Source organism: Leucobacter muris, from assembly GCF_004028235.1.
Lineage (GTDB): Bacteria > Actinomycetota > Actinomycetes > Actinomycetales > Microbacteriaceae > Leucobacter > Leucobacter muris.
This window is the reverse complement of record NZ_CP035037.1, coordinates 2,612,362-2,632,420: the sequence shown is the minus strand read 5'-3', so window position 1 is coordinate 2,632,420 and position 20,059 is coordinate 2,612,362. Positions and strand designations below refer to the sequence as shown.

Annotated in this window: 18 protein-coding genes; 5 read left to right on the top strand and 13 right to left on the bottom strand. The window is 71.4% G+C overall.

What is annotated here, in order from left to right:
- Window positions 1-9: 9 nt before the first annotated feature.
- Genes Leucomu_RS15225 through Leucomu_RS15580 form a run of 3 tightly spaced genes read left to right on the top strand, consistent with a single transcriptional unit; the run spans window position 10 to window position 4,513 of the window.
- The gene (locus Leucomu_RS15225) at window positions 10-3,792 is read left to right on the top strand and encodes a fibrinogen-like YCDxxxxGGGW domain-containing protein (RefSeq protein ID WP_164884556.1); all 3,783 of its coding nucleotides are present in this window, start codon (window positions 10-12) and stop codon (window positions 3,790-3,792) included.
- A gap of 4 nt (window positions 3,793-3,796) precedes the next feature.
- On the top strand, window positions 3,797-4,336 hold the full coding sequence (locus Leucomu_RS12235; RefSeq protein WP_228407100.1) for a CDP-alcohol phosphatidyltransferase family protein: 540 nt from the start codon (window positions 3,797-3,799) through the stop codon (window positions 4,334-4,336).
- A gap of 3 nt (window positions 4,337-4,339) precedes the next feature.
- The gene (locus Leucomu_RS15580) at window positions 4,340-4,513 is read left to right on the top strand and encodes a hypothetical protein (protein ID WP_228407099.1); all 174 of its coding nucleotides are present in this window, start codon (window positions 4,340-4,342) and stop codon (window positions 4,511-4,513) included.
- A 115-nt stretch (window positions 4,514-4,628) separates the two neighbouring features.
- On the opposite strand, the gene Leucomu_RS12230 is transcribed toward Leucomu_RS15580, so the two are convergent.
- The gene (locus tag Leucomu_RS12230) at window positions 4,629-5,846 is read right to left on the bottom strand and encodes a YveK family protein (protein WP_017883679.1); all 1,218 of its coding nucleotides are present in this window, start codon (window positions 5,844-5,846) and stop codon (window positions 4,629-4,631) included.
- A gap of 112 nt (window positions 5,847-5,958) precedes the next feature.
- Between Leucomu_RS12230 and Leucomu_RS12225 the strand changes: the two genes are divergently transcribed.
- Entirely contained in the window at window positions 5,959-7,437 is a 1,479-nt protein-coding gene (locus tag Leucomu_RS12225) for an O-antigen ligase family protein (RefSeq protein WP_164884555.1), read from the top strand.
- A gap of 54 nt (window positions 7,438-7,491) precedes the next feature.
- Entirely contained in the window at window positions 7,492-7,956 is a 465-nt protein-coding gene (locus Leucomu_RS12220) for an adenylyltransferase/cytidyltransferase family protein (RefSeq protein WP_128387386.1), read from the top strand.
- 141 nt (window positions 7,957-8,097) lie between these two features.
- Here the strand turns inward: Leucomu_RS12220 and Leucomu_RS12215 are convergent, their stop codons facing one another.
- From Leucomu_RS12215 to Leucomu_RS12160, 12 genes are all read right to left on the bottom strand, one after another.
- Window positions 8,098-9,177 (bottom strand): LCP family protein, encoded by a 1,080-nt coding sequence (locus Leucomu_RS12215; protein ID WP_017883676.1) that lies wholly within the window; start codon window positions 9,175-9,177, stop codon window positions 8,098-8,100.
- Between the two features lie 47 nt (window positions 9,178-9,224).
- Window positions 9,225-10,193, bottom strand: a complete 969-nt coding sequence (gene ppk2, locus Leucomu_RS12210; protein WP_017883675.1) for a polyphosphate kinase 2 — start codon at window positions 10,191-10,193, stop codon at window positions 9,225-9,227.
- Window positions 10,194-10,336: 143 nt separating this feature from the next.
- Window positions 10,337-10,651, bottom strand: coding sequence for a metal-sensitive transcriptional regulator (locus Leucomu_RS12205; protein WP_017883674.1), 315 nt, complete (start codon window positions 10,649-10,651; stop codon window positions 10,337-10,339).
- A gap of 9 nt (window positions 10,652-10,660) precedes the next feature.
- Window positions 10,661-11,608 (bottom strand): EamA family transporter RarD, encoded by a 948-nt coding sequence (gene rarD, locus Leucomu_RS12200; RefSeq protein WP_017883673.1) that lies wholly within the window; start codon window positions 11,606-11,608, stop codon window positions 10,661-10,663.
- Window positions 11,605-12,063, bottom strand: a complete 459-nt coding sequence (locus tag Leucomu_RS12195; protein ID WP_017883672.1) for a GNAT family N-acetyltransferase — start codon at window positions 12,061-12,063, stop codon at window positions 11,605-11,607. Before Leucomu_RS12195 ends, rarD begins: the two co-directional genes overlap by 4 nt.
- Before the next feature lie 9 nt (window positions 12,064-12,072).
- Window positions 12,073-12,990, bottom strand: a complete 918-nt coding sequence (locus Leucomu_RS12190) for an ROK family protein (protein ID WP_228407098.1) — start codon at window positions 12,988-12,990, stop codon at window positions 12,073-12,075.
- Complete coding sequence (locus Leucomu_RS12185) at window positions 12,987-14,558, bottom strand: glycoside hydrolase family 3 N-terminal domain-containing protein (protein WP_128387385.1); 1,572 nt, start codon at window positions 14,556-14,558, stop codon at window positions 12,987-12,989. The genes Leucomu_RS12190 and Leucomu_RS12185 overlap by 4 nt, the downstream gene beginning before the upstream one ends.
- Window positions 14,555-15,460 (bottom strand): carbohydrate ABC transporter permease, encoded by a 906-nt coding sequence (locus Leucomu_RS12180; RefSeq protein ID WP_017883669.1) that lies wholly within the window; start codon window positions 15,458-15,460, stop codon window positions 14,555-14,557. The genes Leucomu_RS12185 and Leucomu_RS12180 overlap by 4 nt, the downstream gene beginning before the upstream one ends.
- Window positions 15,457-16,380, bottom strand: coding sequence for a carbohydrate ABC transporter permease (locus Leucomu_RS12175; RefSeq protein ID WP_017883668.1), 924 nt, complete (start codon window positions 16,378-16,380; stop codon window positions 15,457-15,459). The genes Leucomu_RS12180 and Leucomu_RS12175 overlap by 4 nt, the downstream gene beginning before the upstream one ends.
- A gap of 137 nt (window positions 16,381-16,517) precedes the next feature.
- A complete protein-coding gene (locus tag Leucomu_RS12170; protein WP_128387384.1) occupies window positions 16,518-17,858 on the bottom strand; it encodes an extracellular solute-binding protein in 1,341 nt (446 codons plus the stop codon).
- Window positions 17,859-17,977: 119 nt separating this feature from the next.
- The gene (locus Leucomu_RS12165) at window positions 17,978-19,219 is read right to left on the bottom strand and encodes an ROK family transcriptional regulator (protein WP_228407097.1); all 1,242 of its coding nucleotides are present in this window, start codon (window positions 19,217-19,219) and stop codon (window positions 17,978-17,980) included.
- A gap of 102 nt (window positions 19,220-19,321) precedes the next feature.
- Window positions 19,322-20,020 (bottom strand): GntR family transcriptional regulator, encoded by a 699-nt coding sequence (locus Leucomu_RS12160; RefSeq protein ID WP_128387383.1) that lies wholly within the window; start codon window positions 20,018-20,020, stop codon window positions 19,322-19,324.
- Window positions 20,021-20,059: the final 39 nt, after the last annotated feature.

Below are 20,059 nucleotides of genomic sequence, written 5' to 3'. Positions count from 1 at the left end.
GACACGACGATGTTCGACAACCGCACACCGCTGACAGGCTCAGCCCCGGGGCAGCGCCTGCTCCGCCACTCCGCGCACGGCCGCGGAGCCCCGCCGGTGAATCCGGCGGTTCCCCGGCCGGGCTGGAGGACGGGAAGGCTCACCGCAGCCCTCGCACTGGCCGGCGCGCTCGCCGCGAGCCTGCTCGCGGCCCCGACCGCCGCAGCAGCGGCCGACCCCACTCCGCCCGTCATCGACGGGCTGAGCGAGGCGACCGCCGCCGCGTCCTGCTGGGAGATCAAGCAGACCACACCCTCGGCTCCGAGCGGCGTCTACTGGCTCGCGACACCGGCCATGGGCGGAGCGCAGCAGTTCTACTGCGACCAGGAGCGGGCCGGCGGCGGCTGGGTGCTCGTCGGTCGCGGCAGGGACGGCTGGGGTGTGGCGAACGCCGGATCCGGCACCCCGGAGCAGGTGCGCAGCGCCGTCACCGGCACCGAGGCGTTCCTCCCCCGGCAGCTCTCGTCCGAGCTCATCGGACAGCTCGCGAACAACACCCCCATCAAGAACCTGCCCGACGGCATCCGCCTCGTGCGCGCCACCAACCAGCAGGGCACCTCGTGGCAGGAGCTCACCTTCACCTTCGCGAGCCCCCGCGCCGACTGGACCTGGCAGTTCAACAACAAGCAGCGCGTCGCCAGCTACAAGATCGGCAGCACGACCCGCACCGGCGGCGAGACGAGCAACTTCGGCAGTGACAACTCGTACAACCGGGTGCGCACCGTCACCGGCAGCAACGAGGGATGGAAGATGGGCTTCGGCTTCGGGTCCCAGATCCGCGGCAACCCGGCCGCCACGAGCTACCTCTGGTCGAAGGACACCTCCACCGGCTACGCGCGGCCCTTCACCCAGGTCTTCATCAGGCCCCAGCTCAAGAGCAGCGACATCTACCAGGCGATCCCCGACACCGGCACCCCCGCCGTCACCACCACGTCGGTCGCCGACAGCTTCGCGCTGCCGCAGCCGTGGAGCGTCGCCGGGATCGGCAACGGTCCCAGTTCGATCGAGGGCAACAACGAGGTGGCCGCCTTCACCGAGGACAACGGCAAGGTCTACGTCGGGGGCAACTTCACCACCGTGCAGAAGACCGCGGCCGGAGGCAGCGCCCAGCAGCAGTCCTACCTCGCCGCGTTCAACCGCGACACGGGCGAGTGGGATCCCGCGTTCAGGCCGACGTTCAACAACGCGATCCGGGCCCTCGCGACCCTGCCGGGCAACCGCATCGCCGTCGGCGGCTTCTTCACCGAGGTGAACGGCGAGCCCCGCGACGGCCTCGCGGTGCTCAACGGCACCACGGGCCAGCTCGACCCTCAGTTCACCGGGCGGCTCATCAACCACCTGAGCGGGGGCTTCCCGCTCGTGCGCGCCCTCGACGTGCAGGACGGCTGGCTGTACGTCGGCGGATCCTTCACCCACGGCACCGGCGGCTCCACCACCCAGGAGCGCTATATGCGGGCCGGCGGGCGCCTCTCGGTGACCGACGGCACCCCCGACCTCTGGAACCCCGAGTTCAACGGCACCGTGATGGCAGTCGACGCCTCCCCGAGGGGCGACCGCGCCTACTTCGCCGGCCACTTCAACAAGTCGCGCGGACGCGACTCCGACAAGGCCGCCGCGATCTCGGCCACGAGCACCGACCTCTTCACCTGGAACGTGCTCTTCTCGAACCGCAGCGGCGGCCGCACCGGCTACCAGCAGGCGGTCAAAGAGGTGGGCGACCGGGTGTGGCTCGGTGGCGCCGAGCACTCGCTCTTCAGCTACTCGCGCGACGACTTCTCGCTGCTGAGCACCACGATCGGCAACGCGGGCGGCGACTTCCAGGCCATCGCCGAGTACAACGGCGTCGTCTACGGCGGCTGCCACTGCTTCGAGACGCAGTACGAGGGCGAGACCCGGTGGCCCGAGATCGGCACCGGCTGGACCTCGGCCAACGCGGTCTGGGGCACGGGCGCGTGGAGCGCGAGCACGGGCGAGCGGATCCCCCAGTTCAACGGAACGTTCAGCACCTATCGCGGCGCCGGTTCCTGGGCGCTCATGGTCGACTCGAACGGCACCCTCTGGCAGGGCGGCGACTGGTCGTACTCGACGCGGGCCGGCTACGTGCGGCAGTGGACGAGCGGCTTCACGCGGCACGGTCAGCGAGACGTCACGCCGCCCGAGACACCCACGGCGCTCACCGCGACCGGCGACGTCACCGCGGTCTCCCTCAGCTGGCAGGCGGCGGCCGACAACACCGGCGTCACCGGCTACGAGGTGATGCGCGACGACCGGGTCGTCGCGACGGTCACCGGCACGAGCGCCGAGCTGCCGCCGTCGGCGTCGGGGGCGAAGTACTTCGTGCGAGCCGTCGACGCGGCGGGCAACAAGTCGGCCTCGACCGCGGCCGTGCTGGCGCAGGAGCCCCCCGAGACGCCGGACACCGTCAACTACATCAACTCCGGCGACGAGTGGGCCTACCTCTTCAACGCGGCGGGCCCGAGCGCGGGCTGGACGGGCATCTCGGCCGACACGACGGGCTGGTCGACGGGGCTCGCCCCGTTCGGCTGGGGGCACGCCGGCATCGCGACGCCGCTGTCGGCGCCGGCTCCGATGCCCTACGCCTCCTTCTACCGCAAGGCCTTCGAAGTCGAGGACGCGACGCGGGTCGAGTCGATGGAGATCACCACGCGCGCCGACGACGGCATCGTGGTCTACGTGAACGGCACCGAAGTGGGGCGGCAGAACGTCTCGGCGAACCCTGCGGGCGTGAACAACTACGCGACGAGCTCGCCGAACGCCGCGACCGCGCTGGCGAACCCGGTGACGATCACCGTTCCGGGCGAGCTGCTGGTCGCGGGCGCCAACGTGGTCTCGGTGTCGATGCACTCGGGCTACCGCACGACGCCGAGCCACAGCTTCGACCTGCAGGCGATCGGCACGCTGAGCACCGAGCCGGTGCGCAACGAGACGGTCTCGTACGTGGCGCCCGCCTCCGAGTGGGCGTACCTGTACAGCGCGGCCGGGCCGAGCGGCGACTGGGTGAGCGCCGGAGCCGACACGACGGGCTGGTCGACGGGACTCGCCCCGTTCGGCTGGGGGCACGCCGGCATCGCGACGCCGCTGTCGTCGCCGGCTCCGATGCCCTACGCCTCCTTCTACCGCAAGGCCTTCGAGGTGGCCGACGCGACCAGGGTGGAGTCCATGCAGGTCACCACCCGGGCCGACGACGGCATCGTGGTCTACGTGAACGGCACCGAAGTGGGGCGGCAGAACGTCACCGCGAACCCGGCCGGTGTGAACAACTACGCGACGAGCTCGCCGAACGCGGCGACCGCGCTGGCGAACCCGGTGACGATCACCGTTCCGGGCGAGCTGCTGGTCACCGGCACCAACGTGATCGCCGTGTCCGTGCACTCGGGCTACCGCACGACGCCGAGTCACAGTTTCGAGCTGCAGGCCATCGGCACCGTGAGCCCGACCCCGCTGCGGGCGGCCGTCGCGCCGCCCGCGCCGCTCGAGGTCCCGGCCGAGGCCCCGGTCGAGGCGCCCGCCGAGGTCGCGCCCGACGCGACGCAGGGCGGCGAACCCGCCCCCGTCGCGCCCCAGGCCGAAACCCCGACCACCCCGACCCCTCGGGTCCCCCAATCACCCGAGGAGACAGAGGATCCCGCCGCATCTTCCCCAGCCGTACCCCCGGTTGCCGGCGGACCCTCGCCCGAGGGCTGGGGGCGATTCCTGATCGCCCCCGCCCCCGCGGTTCCCGAAGAGGAGTGAGATGATGCTCGAACGCAGCCCGCTGAGGTACCGCGAGAGCGTCGCGACCCTGCGGAGCGCGCAGAAGAGCGGCGCCGGGGTGCCCGCCTACATGCGCTGGGTGAACCGCTGGCTCGGGCGCCGGATCGCGGCCGCCGCCGCGGTGATCGGCCTCACCCCCAACGGGGTGACGGCGGTCAGCGCGCTCTGCTCGCTGGCGGGGCTCGTGCTGCTCGTCGTCGCCGAGCCCGGCCTCGGGGTCGGCGTCGCGGTGGCGCTGCTGCTGGCGCTCGGCTTCGCCTGCGACTCGGCGGACGGGCAGCTCGCCCGACTGACGGGTGCGGGCGGACCGGCCGGGGAGTGGGTGGATCACGTCGTCGATGCGATCCGCACGCCGCTCACCCACGTCGCGGTGGCGGTCGCCATCGCGGCGCACCGGCCCGAACTGATCTGGCTGGCCGGCGTCGCCCTCGCCTACGCGGTGGTCTCGGCCGGACAGTTCATGAGTCAGATCCTCGCCGAGCAGCTGGTGCGCCAGCGCGGCGGCGAGGCCCCCGAGCCGTAGGGGGTGCGCAAGTCGATCGCCCTCATCCCGACCGACACCGGCACGCTCTGCTGGAGCTTCGCGCTGTGGGGCCTGCCCGCCGTGTTCGCAGCCGTCTACGCGGTGCTGTTCGCGGTGAACGCCGTGTACGCGGCCGTGTCGATGCGGCGCAAGTACCGCAAGCTGCGCGCGCTCTGAGGCCCGTCACCCGGGCCGGCACCGCGGCGAGGCCGCGTGATCCGGGACGCCGGATCGGGCGGCCTCGCCGCCGCGTCGGCTGCGCGGCGGCCGTCCCCGAGCCTCGGCTGCGCGGTCACGCCTCTGAGACGAAGCCGACCACCGGGGCGCCCGCGCGCTGCGCCTCCTGAGCGATCCAGCGCAGATCCTCGACCAGCGCGGTGCGATGCGAGCAGAGCACCAGCACGGCCGCCGCCTCCCGCAGCATCGCGAGGCCGTCGGCGCGACTCGCGCCCGCATCGATCCGCTCGAACTCGACCGCGCCGTCCGAGATCTGCCGCAGCTGCCGCAGCGCGCGCGACTCGTCCGAGGAGCGTCGCGCATCGAACACCATCACCGGGCCGCCGGACGAGTCGAGGCTGCGCAGCCGCTCGTAGATGACGCGCATCTGCTCGTGAGCGTCGTCGTCGGACACCTCGCCCTTGCGCGGCTCGAGGTCGGCGAGCAGGGGCGCCCCCAGCACCTCCGCGACGTCGGTCGAGGAACGCAGCCGCCGATCGAAGGGGTTGCGCGCGAAGGCCGCGACGATCCCGAGCACCAGCCCGCCCGCGAGCCCGGTCGCGAGCGCCATCCTGCTCGACGGGCTCCGCTCGAACTGGCTGTCGCGCGCGGAGGTGAGCACGATGCCCCCGGTCGTGTCGACACTGGTGAGGGCGTTGCGCTGCGAGAGCAGGCTGTCGAGCTCGACCTGGATCTGCTGCTGCTGCGAGACGGCCTGCGCGTAGTCGGTCGTGCCGGGTTCGGCCGACACGAGTTCGCGGTTGGCCTGCAGCAGGGCCTCGTTGAGCTTCTCGATGCGCGTGTTCATGCTGGTCAGCATCGTGTCGATGCGCTGCTCGGCCTGATCGCTGCGGAACTCGAGATAGGCCTGCGCGATCGCGTCGGCGCCGCGCACCGCCTCCTGCTCGGTCGGCGCCGTGAACGCGACGCGCACCACCGACGCGCCGCCCGAGGACGAGACCTGCGACGACTGCCGCACCTGTGAGGCCGTCAGCTCGCCGCCCAGCAGCTCGGCCGCCCCCTCGGCGACCGCGTGCGAGCTCGCGATGTCGGCCTCGGTCGGGGCGTCGAGCAGCCCCGAGGCGGGCCGCTGCTGGTTGAAGGGCTCGGTGGTGATCACGTTGAGGTTCACCGCCGTGGTCGCCGTGACCGTGTGCGGGGCGATCAGCAGGTAGAGGCAGGCCGCGAGCACCCCGAAGACGACGCCCGCGACGGCCACCCGGCGCTGCCGGCGCAGCACCGAGAGATACCGCGAGACCCCGAGGGTCTGCTCGTACGCTGCGCTGCCGCCCATTGACTCTCCGCCTCCTTCGGCAGGGGATCTCGGGGCAAACCGCCCGAGAACCCGATGGTGTGCTTATCCTAAGGGAAAGCAGCGGAATGGGAAGAGCATGCGATCAGGGGCCGTGAGCGGGGGCGGGGCGAGCGCCGACCGCGCTCTGCTGCCGAGATGGCCCCTCACCGCGATGATCGTCTGGTTCCCCCTCTGGTGGGTGCTCGGCATCGCCGAGATGGCGTGGATCCCGCTCGCCGCCTGCATGCTGCTGCTCATGATCCGGCGGGGCGGCATCCGGGCGCCGCGCGGGTTCGGGATCTGGCTGCTCTTCCTCGTGCTCATGCTCGTGTCGGTGATCGGCATCGACACGAGCGGGCGTCTGATCGGCTTCGTCTACCGGGCGATGCTCTACCTCGTGGTGACGCTGGTGTTCGTGTACGTCTACAACGCGCGCGAGCAGCTCACGAGGCGCTACGTGCTCGGCGTCTTCACCGCGTTCTGGATCTACACGTGGCTCGGCGGCTACGCCGGGGTGTTCTTCCCCGAGTTCTCCTTCAAGTCGCCGCTCGCCTACGTGCTGCCGCAGTCGCTGCTGCAGAACGAGCTGATCGACGAGATGGCCGTGCGGCGCACCGCCCAGTACAACCCCGACGGCTGGCTGGAGCTCGCGCCCCGACCCTCCGCCCCCTTCCTCTACACGAACGCGTGGGGCAACGTGTACTCCATCACGCTGCCGCTCGCGATCGCCTACCTCGACGAGGTGCGGCGCGGCTGGCGGTTCTGGTGCGTGCTCATCGCCGTGCCGGTGTCGCTCGTGCCCGCGATCCTCTCGCTCAACCGGGGCATGTTCATCGGCCTCGCCGTCGGGGGCGTCTACTGCTTCGTGCGCTTCGTGCTGGCCGGCCGCACGCGCGAGGTGCTGGCGCTCGGTGCGCTCGGCGTGCTCGGCATCGGCCTCGCGGTGGGCCTCGACCTGTTCTCCCGCCTCTCCGACAGGGTCGAGGTGAGCGCATCGACCACGACGCGCTCGATGATCTACGAGGAGACGTGGGTGCGCACGCTCGACTCGCCCCTCTTCGGCTACGGCGCCCCGCGCCCCTCCTTCACCTCGCCGCCGTCGGTGGGCACCCAGGGGCACGTGTGGATGGTGATGTTCTCGCACGGCCTCCCCGCGCTGCTCTGCTTCATGCTCGCGCTCACCTGGCTGGTCGTGGCGACCGCTCGATGGCGCGGCCCCGTGGTGCTCGTGCTGCACACCGTGCAGCTCGTGACCCTGGTCGAGAGCGCCTATTACGGTCTGCTGCCGAACGGGCTCATCGTCTCGTTCGCGGTGGCGGCGCTCGCGCTGCGGGAGCGGGACGACGAGGTCGACGGCGGAGGCGACGCCGCGAGGGAGGAGCCGTCGGCGGTGGCGCGCCTCGGCGGAGGCGCGCCCAGCGCCGCGATCGAGCCCAGCGCCGCGATCGAGCCCAGCGCCGCGATCGAGCCCCGCGCCGCGATCGAGTCCCGCGCCGCGATCGAGCCCCGCGCCGCGAACGAGCCCCGCGCCGCGGGCGGAGGTTACGTAGTTCCCGCCGATGCGGAACGGCCGTCGTCGAACCTACGCTGACGTGAAGCGCGCGGTACGCGACGGGGCGGCCGGCGCTCGGCGAAGGGGAGCACCATGACGCGCATCGGTTATGCAGCGGGAGCATTCGACCTGTTCCACATCGGCCACCTGAACCTGCTGCGGCACGCGAAGCAGCACTGCGACTACCTCGTCGCGGGAGTGGTGAGCGACGAGATGCTGCGCGAGGTGAAGGGCAGCGAGCCCGTGATCCCCACGGCCGAGCGCGAGGAGATCGTGCGCCACGTCGACTTCGTCGACGAGGTCTACGTCGAGCGGGTGCCCGACAAGCTCGAGGTGTGGCGCGAGGTGGGATTCACCCACTTCTTCAAGGGCGACGACTGGCGCGGCACCGAGCAGGGGCTGCAGCTCGAGTGCCGCTTCGCCCGGGTGGGCGTCGAGGTCGTCTACTTCCCCTACACCGCGCACACCTCGAGCACCGCGCTGCGTCGCGCCCTCGAACTGCTCGAGACGCCGGCGGCGCGCCTCGAACCGGCCCCGGTCGCCGTGCTGCAGGGATAGCGTTCGTCCGTCGGGACGGCCTCCTCGTGCCGAGTCGGCCTATTCGTGCCGAGAGGGCCTGCTTTTCGCGCGAATCATAGGCCGACTCGGTACGAAGGGGCCGACTGAACGAGCGCGGGGGAGTGCCGGTGAGGCGCCGCCTCAGCTCTGCGGCAGCTCGGACCCCGCCGCGCGCGTCGCCGCGTACTCGTCGAGGGTGCCGCTCTGGAACGCGGCCCGCACGTTCGCCATCTCGGCCCAATCGGGCAGCACGATCGACTGCCCGTCGGCCGAGGTGCCGGTGCCGAGTGTGGGACTCGTGAAGAACTCGATGTCGTCGCTGCGCAGATCGCGCATGTCGTAGCCGAGGGCGACGGCGGCGCCGAGGTCGAGGCCCTGATCGAGGATGAGGTGGGGCTTCAGCGCCTGGAAGGTGTCGACGAGCCGCCCGGGATTGCGCAGCGTCTCCGAACTCATCACCTTCTGCGTGAGCCCCTTGAGGTAGGCCTGCTGATTGCGGGCCCGCTGGTAGTCCCCGTCGGCGAACGCGTAGCGCTCCCGCACGAATCCGAGGGCCTGCTCGCCGTTCAGCTCGACGTCGCCCTGCTCGAACGCGAAGCCGCCGTGCCGCGAGGTGAACGCGACGTCGTTGCGCACGGTGACGCCGCCGACCGCGTCGGTGAGACCCTTGAACGACTCGAAGTCGATGAGCGCGACGTGGTCGATGCGCGCCCCGATGAAGTTCTCGACGGTGTTGACCGCGAGCGGCAGTCCGCCGTACGCGACCGCGGCGTTGATCTTCGCCTCGCCGTGGCCCTGGATCTCGACCCAGTTGTCGCGCATGATCGACATCACGGTGAGGTGCCGCCGATCGGGCGAGATCTGCGCGACCATGATGGCGTCGCTGCGGAAGCCCTGGAGATCCTCGGCCACCGCGTTCCGATCCGTGGTCTCGCGCGAGTCGGAGCCGAGCAGCAGGATGTTGATCGGCGCCTGCTCCCCGGCCGCGAGCTGCACCGCGGCCGGCCGTTCGAGCGACGGATCCTGCTCGATGCTGACGCGCTGCACCTCGTTGAAGGTGCTCGCGAGCAGGGCGTAGGCGACGCCCGCGGCGATGCCGAGCAGCACGACGAGCGTGCCGAGCGCGATGAGCGTGTTGCGCAGGCCGCGGCGCCTCCGCCGGGGAGCGGCTGTGCGCCGGCCGGATTGCGTTGACGATGCGGGGGTTCGATCATCGGTCATGTGGCCTGCTCCTCGGGTGCTAGCGGGCGCCGAGTGAGCGAGCTCGGCTACCTCGGCGAGCCCACCACCGGGAAGGTGCCGGTGGGAGTCTCACCCTCATCGTAAACCGTGGCGGGCGAGCCGATGATCTTGGAATCGGGATCGCCGACGAGCTTGAAATCCTTGTCGGGGTAGTCGAAGCGCGAGAGCACCCAGCGCATCGCCTCGAGACGGGCCCGCTTCTTGTCGTTCGACTTCACGACGGTCCAGGGCGCGTGCGGCGTATCGGTGTAGAAGAACATCGCCTCCTTCGCCTCGGTGTACGCGTCCCACTTGTCGAGCGAGGCGAGGTCGGTGGGCGACAGCTTCCACTGCTTCACCTCGTCGGAGGAGCGCGAGACGAAGCGATCGTGCTGCTCGGCCTTGCCGACCGAGAACCAGAACTTGATGAGGTGCACGCCCGAGTTCACGAGCATGCGCTCGAACTCGGGGGCCGAGCGGGTGAACTCGAGGTACTGCTGCGGCGTGCAGTACCCCATGACGCGCTCGACGCCGGCCCGGTTGTACCAGGAGCGGTCGAACATCACGATCTCGCCGGCCGCGGGCAGGTGCGCGACGTAGCGCTGGAAGTACCACTGGGTCTGCTCGCGCTCGGTGGGGATCTCGAGCGCCACGACCCGGGCGCCGCGGGGGTTCATGTGCTCGGTGAAGCGCTTGATCGCGCCGCCCTTGCCGGCGGCGTCGCGGCCCTCGAAGAGGATCACGATCTTCTGGCCCGTCTCTTTCACCCAGGCCTGCAGCTTGAGCAGCTCGATCTGCAGCTTGCGCTTCTCGCGCTCGTAGCTGCGCCGGGAGATCTTCGTGTCGTACGGGTAGCCCTGCCGCCACGGCGCCTCGGGGCCGTCGTCGGCTCTCGCCCCGCGGCCCGTGCGCCTGAGCTCCGCGATCTCGTCGATCTCGGGCGTGACGTCGACCTGGCCGGGCGCGGCCATCTCGAAGCTCTCGTCTGCGGGCGCGTGTTCGGGGCCGTTGACCATAGGGGTTCCTTCGGGTTGAGCGGATCAGCGCGGGCGCGCTTCCCAGTCTACGCCGCTCATGGCGACCTCACAGATGCCTCCGAAGATACCTCCAACGCGCACCCCTGCAGGGCCGCGCCGCTTGTAGGGGAGCCGCAGACGGATCAGCGCACGAGGCGCGCGATCGCCGCCGAGGCCTCGTGCAGCTTCTCGGCAGCCACCTCGCCGCCCTCCGCGGCGGCCGAGGCGACGCAGTGCGCCAGGTGGTCGTCGAGCAGCGCGAGGGCCACCCGCTCGAGCGCCTTCGTCGCCGCCGACACCTGCGTGAGGATGTCGATGCAGTACTCGTCGTTCTCGACCATGCGGTGCACGCCGCGCACCTGCCCCTCGGCGCGACGCAGCCGCTTCAGCAGATCGTCCTTGTGGTCGATGTAGCCGTGGGTCTCGTGCTCGCAGGAGGCGCCGGTCGCTTCGCTCATGCGAGAACCTTACACGCGATCTCGCGGGGGCTCCGAGGACCCCGATCCCCGGTTCGCTCTCAGCTGCGCGATCCCGCCCGTCACGAGCACGAGCACCGCCACCCAGATGGCGCCGTAGATGACGAGCTCCCCGGCCGCGATCCGCTCGCCGTTCAGCATCGACGCCACCATCAGCAGTGCCGGTTCGAGGTAGCTCAGCAGGCCGAACAGGCTCATCGTGAGCAGCCGCGACGCGGCGAGGTAGAACATGAGCGCCACCCCCGAGGCGACGGCGAACAGCGGGGCGGCCCACCACAGGGCGGGGTTCGCGGCCGTCGCGGAACCGTCGGCGATCTCGAGCCCCAGCAGCACGACCGCCACGGGCGCGAGGGCCAGGAACTCCCAGAACATGCCGCCCAGGTGGCCGATCCCGAGCGCGCGCCGCAGCACGAAGTAGAGAGGATAGCCGAGCGCCACGAGCAGCGTCTCCCACGAGACGCCGCCCACGCGGATCAGCTCGAAGCCGACGCCCACGGCCGCGCAGCCCGCGGCGAGCCACTGCCACCACGCCAGGCGATCCTTGTAGAGGAGACGGCCCACCACCACGAGCACGAGCGGCAGCAGGAAGTAACCGAGCGCGACCTGCATGCCGCGGCCGTGCAGCGGCGCCCAGCTGAACACCCACAGCTGCGCCGCGACGAGCACCCCGCAGACGAGGATCCCGAGCAGCAGCACCGGCTTGCGCCGGATGCGGCGACCCACCTCGGTGATGAGGTGCCATTGCCGGATCGCCAGCAGCGCGAGGGCGATCACCGGGATCGTGATGAGGTTGCGGATGCCCCAGATCGACTCGGCCGACGCCGGTGCGAGCATCGGCGTGACGAAGTAGATGCCGCCGAAGAGCACCGACGACGCGACCGACGTCAGAATGCCGCGCCCGCCCGAGCCGAGCGGGCCCGAGCGGAGCGGGCGGGTCAATCTGCGAGGTCGATTGCGCCGATGACCTCGCCGTACGGCGTCTCGCCGATCGGGCTGAAGCCCATGTGCAGGAAGAAGCCCTCGGGGCCGTCCTCGCCCGGCTCCCACAGCACGGTGAGGCGACCGACGCCGCGGCGTCGCGCCTCCTCGACGAGCGCGTTCACCGCGAAGGTGCCGACGCCCATGCCCTGCGCCTCGGCGTCGACGTTGATGCGCCAGAGCGCGGCCCGGAACTCCTCCTGCGGGGCGTCGGGATCGAAGTTGCCGTGGATGAAGCCGACCACGCGGTCGCCGTCGAGCACGACGCGCTGCCACGCGGTGTGCGCCGGGGTGACGGCGGCGGCTGCAGCGTAGGAGACGGGAGTGATGAACTGCTCCTGGCCGGGCTTCAGGCCGAGCGTGTTCACGGCCACGATGGTCGCAGCGGAAAGTTCTTCGAGTCTCAGAGCGCTCATGGTCCCAGGCTAGCGCCTCCGGCCTTCGCTGGCGAGTGCTGCCCCGACCGCGGCCGCCGAGGAGTCGGCGGCGAGCAGCTGCACCCGCCCGGAGAGCTCGAGCATGTCGATGAAGGGGGACTGGGTGGCCCACGAATCGAGTGCGGTGCGGATGCCGTCGAGCAGGCGCGGGCCCAGCAGACGCAGGCCGCCGCCCACGATCACGGTGTGCGGATCGAGCGTCAGGGCGAGCAGGCGCACGCAGCTCGCAGCCCCGCGCACGAGCTGTTCGAACGCGTGCTCGGCCTCGGCGTCTCCGGCGTCGATCGCGGCGAGCAGCAGGCGGCCGGGGTGGTCGCCGCCGGCCGGCCAGTACCGCTTCAGCGCCGAACCGCTCGCCACCGTCTCGAGACAGCCGCGCTGCCCGCACGGGCAGGGGCGCTCGAGCGGGTCGACCGGCAGGTGGCCGATCTCGCCCGTGACGCCGTGCGCCCCGCGGATCGGAGTGCCGTCGATCACGAGCCCCGCCGCGAGGCCGGTGCCGAGGTTCAGGTAGGCCACCACACCGTCGAGGCCCATGAGGTGCGCGGCGCCGATGGCGGCCGCCGTCACGTCGTTGTCGAGGGCCACGGGGAGCCCCGTGGCCTCGGCGAGCCGCCGCGCCAGAGGCAGCCGCTCCACGCCGATGTTGTAGGCGTTGTGCACCTCGCCCCGCTCGCGGTCGATGCGGCCCGGGATGCCGACGCCCACCGAGGCGAACTCGGCGGTGCGGCGGCCCGTCTGCTCGGCGAGGCGGGCGATCACGCGCTCGGCCGTGCTCACGACGCCGTCGGCCCCGGCCTCGGTCGGGATCCGCGCTCCGGCGACGACCCGCCCCTCGCGGTCGAGGGCCACTGCCTCGGTCTTCGTGCCGCCGATGTCCATGCCGATCCGCAGCGTCCCGTTCATGCGGCACCCCCGTCGGGGGTGTCGCCCGGTTCGCGGGCGTCGCCCGCTTCGCCGGGCTCGCTCTGCCGGAGCAGCTCGAGCAGCGCCGCGCCGGCGAGCGCCGACGAGCCGTAGCAGGCGACGTCGGCGTAGCGGCGGCGGTCGGCCTCGGGAGCCTCCGGCCAACCCGTCTCGACCAGCAGCACGGGGATCCCCGCCTCGCGCAGGGCGTCGACGCCGTCGCGCGCGAACTCGTGCCGGTGCAGCTCGCGCCCGATCACGATCAGGCCGTTCCACGCGTCGGAGCGCAGCGGCCACGGCATCGGCGACGACGCGTCGACCCGGGCGCTCACGCGCTCCGAGAAGGCGCGCGCAGCCGCCCGCTGATGGGGGAGCGGGTGCGCGGCGGCCGCGAACGGCCCCCAGGGCGCAAAGCCGACCGCCATGTTCGCCTCGGCGTCGACGCGCAGCACCGTCGACGCCGGGTGGGCGCGCAGCCAGTCGCGCGCCGCGGCGACGCCGTCGAAGGAGGCGACGATCCGGGCGACCTCCTCGGCGGACGGCTCGACGGGCGACTGCTCCGCCGAGGTCTCCCAGGATCCGGAGCCCGCGAGGCTCCGCACGCGCTCGGCGGCCTCGAGCACCCGCGCCTCCGCGAGCCGGCCCTCCCGAACCGCGGCGAGCACGTGCTCCTCGATCTCCCGCAGCTGCTCGAACGTGGTGTCAGTGCCGAGGCAGAGCAGGTCGCAGCCCGCGACGAGCGCCCGCACCGCCGATTCCGGCATGCCGATCCCGCCGCTCGCGCCGCGCATGTCGAGCGCATCGGAGACGATCGCGCCCTCGAAGCCGAGCCGCTCGCGCAGCAGCCCCTGCAGGATGGGGCGGCTGAACGTCGCCGGAGCCTCGGGGTCGAGCCGCGGCAGCAGGATGTGGGAGGTCATGATCGCCTCCGCGCCCGCGGCGACGGCCGCCGCGAACGGCGGCAGATCCCGCGCCTCGACGACTGCGGGCTCGGCGTCGACCACGGGCAGCGCCAGGTGCGAGTCCTGCGCCGTGTCGCCGTGGCCCGGGAAGTGCTTCGGGCAGGCGCGGGCGCCCGTGCCCCGCAGCCCGCGCACCCACGCCGCGACGTGCTGCGCGACGGTCGCCGGATCCTCGCCGAAGCTGCGCGTGCCGATCACGGGGTTGCTGGGATTGCTGTTCACATCGGCGTCGGGGGCGAGCGTCAGATTGAACCCCGAGGCGAGGATGTCGCCGCCCACGCGGCGCCCGATCTCCTCGGTGTACGAGAGATCCCCGATCCTGCCGAGGATCGCGGCGCCCGGATACGGCGCGCCCTCCAGGTAGTGCAGGCGGGTGACCTCGCCGCCCTCCTCGTCGATCGCGACCAGCGCCCCCGGCGCCGCAGCGCGCAGCTCGCCGCCGAGCGCCGACAGCTGCGCGCGATCCCGCACGTTGCCGCCGTACACGCAGACCGAGAGCAGGCCGTCGCGCAGAGCCCGCAGCACCCACTCGGGCGCCGAGTAGCCCGAGAAGCCCGGCATGAGCGTCGCGCGCACCTCGCGCGCGAGCCCGGCAAGCCCGCTCATCCCTTCACCGCCCCGCTCACGAGACCGCTCGTCATGCGGCCCTGCACGAAGAGGAAGAAGATGATCACCGGCACCGCGACGAGCGTCGAAGCCGCCATCACGTCGCCCCAGTCGATGGCGCGCGACGCCGACTGCTGGATGAAGCCCCGCAGCCAGAGCGGCAGCGTCTGCGACCCCGAGTCCTGCAGGATCACGAGCGCGACGGTGAACTCGTTCCAGGCCTGCAGGAAGGCGTACACGCCGCTCGCCACGAGCCCCGGGGCGAGCAGCGGGAACGTGATGCGCAGGAACGCCTGGGTGCGGCTGAGGCCGTCGACCATGGCCGCCTCCTCGAGGTCGGCCGGCACGCCCGCGACGAAGCCGCGCAGCATCCAGATCGTGAACGGCACGACCGCCGCGATGTAGATGATGCTCACGCCGATCACCGAGTTGAGCAGGTTGAGCGAGCCCATCAGCTTGTACTGCGCGATGAACATGCCCTCGGCTGGCAGCATCTGGATGAACAGCACCGCCAGCACGAAGCTGCGGCGCCCCTTGAACCGGAAGCGGCTGATCGACAGCGCCGCGAGGAACGCGAAGACGAGGCAGCACGAGACCGCGATCCCCGCCACCGCGAGGCTGATCCCGAGCGCACTGAAGAACGACCCGTCGGCGAGCACCGACTGGAAGTTCTTGAGGGAGCCCCCGAACGGCAGCAGCGTCGGCGTCGTCTTCTCGAGCACCGCGTTCGGCAGCAGCGACGAGTTGAGCATCCAGTAGACGGGGAACGCCCAGACGGCCGCCAGGATCAGGGCGAGCGCCCCGAACAGCGCCCTCGCGGCGCGCCCTCCCGGGCGGCCCCGGCCGCGCCGGCGCACGACCTCGACGGGAGCGGTCATCGACGCGGTTTCCGTACGAGTCATCGTTCCTCATCCTCCTGCAGCAGATTGCGCACGTAGGCCCAGCTCAGCGCGATCGTGAGCAGCAGCACGAAGATCGACATCGCACTCGCCATGGCGAAGTCGCTCGACCCCACGCCGAGCTGATAGATGTAGGTGCCCAGCACGTCGGTCTGGCTGGCGATGGAGCCGCGATCCTGCAGCAGCTTGATCTGCGCGAACACCCGCAGATCCCAGATGATCTGCAGCAGCATCACGATGCCGAGCACGGGTTTGATGATCGGGATGATGATGAAGCGCAGCCGCTGCCGACGGTTCGCGCCGTCCATCTGCGCCGCCTCGAGCACCTCGCCCGAGACCTGGGTGAGTCCCGCGTACACCGCGAACGCGACGAACGGCACGCTCATCCAGACCACGATGATGAGCGCCACCGCGAAGAAGCTCAGCGGGTGCTGCAGCCAGTTGTGGCCCTGCATCGGCAGGCCCATTCCCGAGAGCATCCAGTTCGCCAGGCCGCGACGCCAGTCGAAGATCCAGTTCCAGATCGTCATCGCCGCGACCACCGGGGTGGCCCACGCGAGTAGCAGTGAGATCTGCAGCGTGAGTCGGATCGGCGTCGCGACCGCCTGCATGAGCAGCGCCAGGCCGACCCCGGCCACCATCGTGACCGCGGCCGTGATGAGGCAGAACGCGACCGAGCGGATCACCACGAGCCACGTCGTCGAACTCGAGAAGAGCTCGACGTAGTTCGAGAACCACACCCACTCCGCCGGTTGCCCGAACTGCTGGGCGAGGCCGAACTGCTGCATCGACGTGACGAGCTGCCAGACGATCGGGTAGCCGAGCGCGAGCAGCACGATCAGCGTGGCGGGCAGCAGCAGCGCGTACGGGGTGAGGCGGATCCTGCGCCGTCTCGGAGTCTGCGGGGTGCCGGTGGTGGTCATCGCCGGCCTTTCTGATCGGGGTGGGCGGAGCGTCTCGTCGGTGCCGCGAGGGGCGAGTCGCAGGATCGGGCCGTCGGGAGGCGGATCCTGCGACTCGCGAGCCGCGCAGGGCGACGCGCGGGCCTACGCCCTCGGCATCACTTCTGGTTGAGCAGCGGATCGAGCTTGGCGTTCGTGTCCTCGGCCAGCTGCTCGAGGTCGTCGGCGTCGCGGATCTGCGCGAAGAACTCCTCCATGATGTTCTTCGACTCGATCGCGGCCCAGCCCGGGGCGGCGGGGGTGAGCTTCGAGTTCGACGCGGACTCGATGAGCGCCTCCGCGAACTGGTCGTCGCCGAGCGACGACGTGTACTGCTGGTTCGCGGGGCCGAGCCCGTTCTCGCCGAGCATCGTCTGGTACTCCTCGGAGAAGATGATGCGCATGAGCTCCTTCGCGAGTTCGGGCTCCTTCGACTTCGCCGAGACCGCGATGTTCGAGCCGCCGGCGAACACCGGTGCCGGCTTGCCGTCGTTGCCCGGCAGCACGAAGGTGCCGAACACGTCGTCGTTCCACTCGCGGGCGGGCTCGCCGTCCTCGCCCTCGACGAGGTCGCCGATCGACCAGTGCGCCCAGCCCGGGGCCATGATCGTGGCGGCGGCCAGTGAGAGATCATCGGTGACGTTGCCGTCCTCGTCCTTCACCTGGTCGGAGTCGTTCAGGAACTGGTACTGGTTCGCGTCCTTCGCGTCGTTCGGCGCATTGGAGGCGGCGCGGTAGATCTGCTGCAGCTGCTCGAGGCCCTTGAGCGACTCGGGCGAGTCGAGCGTCGCCTTCCACTCGCCGCCCTCGAACTCTGCGATGTCGCCGCCGTTGGCGAAGATCCACGAGATGCCGTCGCGCCAGTCCTGGCCGCCGAGGTAGAAGCCCGAGAACTTCTCGATCGACTTCGGGTTCTTCTCGGTGATGGTGGCGACCGCCGCGTTGAACTCGTCGAGGGTCTGGGGCACCTGCACGCCTGCGGCGTCCCAGACGTCCTTGCGGTAGAACATGTAGCGCGAGCCGAAGTAGTAGGGCAGCGCGTACTGCTTGCCCTCGACGCTGCCCGCCTCGACGAACGACTGCAGCAGGTCGCCGCCGCCCAGCTCGTCGTACATGTCGCTGAGGTCGAGGAAGGCGCCCACGTTCGTGAAGGTGGGCGACTGCGTGTTGCCGATCTCGGTGACGTCGGGGGTGTTGTTCTCGTCGGGCAGCGCGGTCGTGAGCTTCGTCACGAGGTCGCCCCAGCCCTGCTCCTCGATCTTGAGGGTCGCCCCGGTGCGCTCGGCGAACTCGTCCTTGAGGTACTCGCGCAGCTCGTCGGGGGTGTCGCCGCCCGCGAGCCACAGCGTGATCGACTTGCCGTCGCCGCCCTGCTCGCCCCCGCCGCCCTGGCTGCAGCCGGTGAACAGCAGAACCGAGGCCACGGCCGCCGCGGTGAGGCCGGTGAGCTTTCTCTTCATGGTGCTTTCCTTTCGGTGTGCTCCGCGGGCCTGCGGGCCCGAGGTGCGCGGGATGCGGTCCGGCTGCTGCCGGCTCGCGATCGATGTGGGGTTGTGGTTCGGGATGCGGATCGTGCGGCTCAGCTGACGCCGAGCCGATCCTTCAGCACGGTCGCCGTGGCGCCGCGCAGGATGAGGTCGTCGCCCTGGGTGCTCGTGCGCAGCACGAGGCCGTCGTGGGTGTCGGGCATGGTGCGGCGGCGCAGGATCTCGAGCGTCGCGTCGGCGAGCGTGCCCTCGATCAGCTCGGTCGGGCCGGCGAGCACGATCTCGGCGAGGTTGAGCGCGCCCACCACGGGTGCGAGCGCGACGCCGAGACGCTGTCCGGCCTCGCGCAGCACCCGGTCGCGGCCCTCGGGGCCGGCGGCCTCGAGCGAGCGGGTGAGGGGCGGCACCGAGAGCCAGTGCTCGAGCACCTGCTCGCGCGAGTAGGGGGCCTCGAGCCCGAGGTCGGTGCCGACCATGACCTGCCCGATCTCGCCGGAGGCGAAGCGGCTGCCCGCGACGGGCTGGCCGCCGATGATGAGGCCCGAGCCGACGCCGTGCCCGATCGTGATGAGGATGAAGTTGTCGCTCGAGTCGCCGAAGCTGTACTCGGCGAGGGCCGCGACGTTCGCGTCGTTGGCGACGACCGCGGGCAGCCCCGTGCGCTCCTCGAGGATGCGCAGCAGCGGGAAGTCCTGCCACCCGAGATTCGGCGCCGTGCGCACCGTGCCGGCGTCGTCGACGACGCCCGGCGTGCCGACTCCGAGGCCGAGCACGGGCACGGCGGCGCGGTCGCGCAGGTCGGTCGCGAGGCCGACGGCGAGTTCGCACGCCGCGTCGCCGGTGGCGTCGCCGAGTTCGATCTCGGCTCGCAGCACGATGTCGCCGTCGATGCTCATGAGGGCGCCGCGCAGCAGGCGGTGGTCGCTCAGGTCGAGCGCGACCACGACGAAGGCGTCGCGGGCGAGATCGACGAGGATCGCCGGTTTGCCCGGCCGCTGCGACTCCTGCGGGCCGAGCTCGTGCAGCAGCCCCTCGGCCATGAGCTCGGCCACGATGGCGGAGATCGTGACCTTCGTGAGGCCGGTCGTGCGGGCGATCTCGGCTCGGCTGAGCGGGCCGGAGACGTAGAGGGTCTGCAGGACGAGCGTGCGGTTGTGCTGCTTGGCGTCGCCCGGGGTGGCCTTGAGGCCGGTGCGCAGCGCGCGGGAGCCGAATGCCGCCGAGGTGTGGCCGCCGGTCGAGGCGCCGGGGGCGGGGCGGGGGGACGCGGGGGCGCCCTGCGTGCTGGAAGGCGGCTCGGGAGCGAACTCGGAGCGCGGCATTGCGACCGTCATGTGAGTTAGTAAAGCTAACGAACTAAATATTCGCAACCCCGGATCCCGCGGATTCGGCGCCCGTGACCGAACCGTGACCTGCGGTGGCGCCGTCGCGCGGCGTCAACCGCGCGCGGTGCTCGCGCGGAAGCGGAAGCGATCGCCGCGGAAGGCCGAGCGCGTGAACTCGGCCGGCGCGCCGTCGGCGCGCCTGGCCGTGCGGCGCACGACGAGCAGCGGCCGGCCCACGTCGATGCCGAGCAGGCCGGCCTCGGCGGGGCCGGCGAGCTCGGTGCCGATCTCGTCGTCGGCCGAGACGAGCTCGACGCCGTAGGCCTCCCGCAGCGTGCGGTAGAGCGATCCGCGCCGGGCGAGCTCCGCGGCGATGCCCGGGTAGGCCCCGGGCAGGTGCGCGGTCTCGCGCGCGAGGGCGACCCCGTCGCGGCGGCGCAGGCGGTCGATGCGGGTGATCCCGGCTCCCGCGGGCACCTCGAGGGCCCGCGCGACCTCGGCGTCTGCGGGCTGCGCGGCGATCCCGAGCACCTCGTCGTCGAGCCCGGCCTCGCCGAGATCCTCGCTGAACGAGGTGAGCTGACGCACGGTGATCGGCGGCGGGTGGCTGACGAAGGTGCCGCGGCCCTGGGTGCGCTCGATGCGGCCCTCGGCGACGAGCTCGGTGAGCGCCTGGCGGATCGTGGTGCGCGAGGTGCGGAAGTGCTCGGCGAGTTCGCGTTCGGCGGGCAGCGGATCACCGGGCTGCGCTCCCTCGATGAGGTCGAGGATGCGCAGCTTCTGCGTGTAGTACTTCGGCGTGTTGGTCATCTGCTTGACACCTCGATTGGTCTACGCCTATCTTAGGCC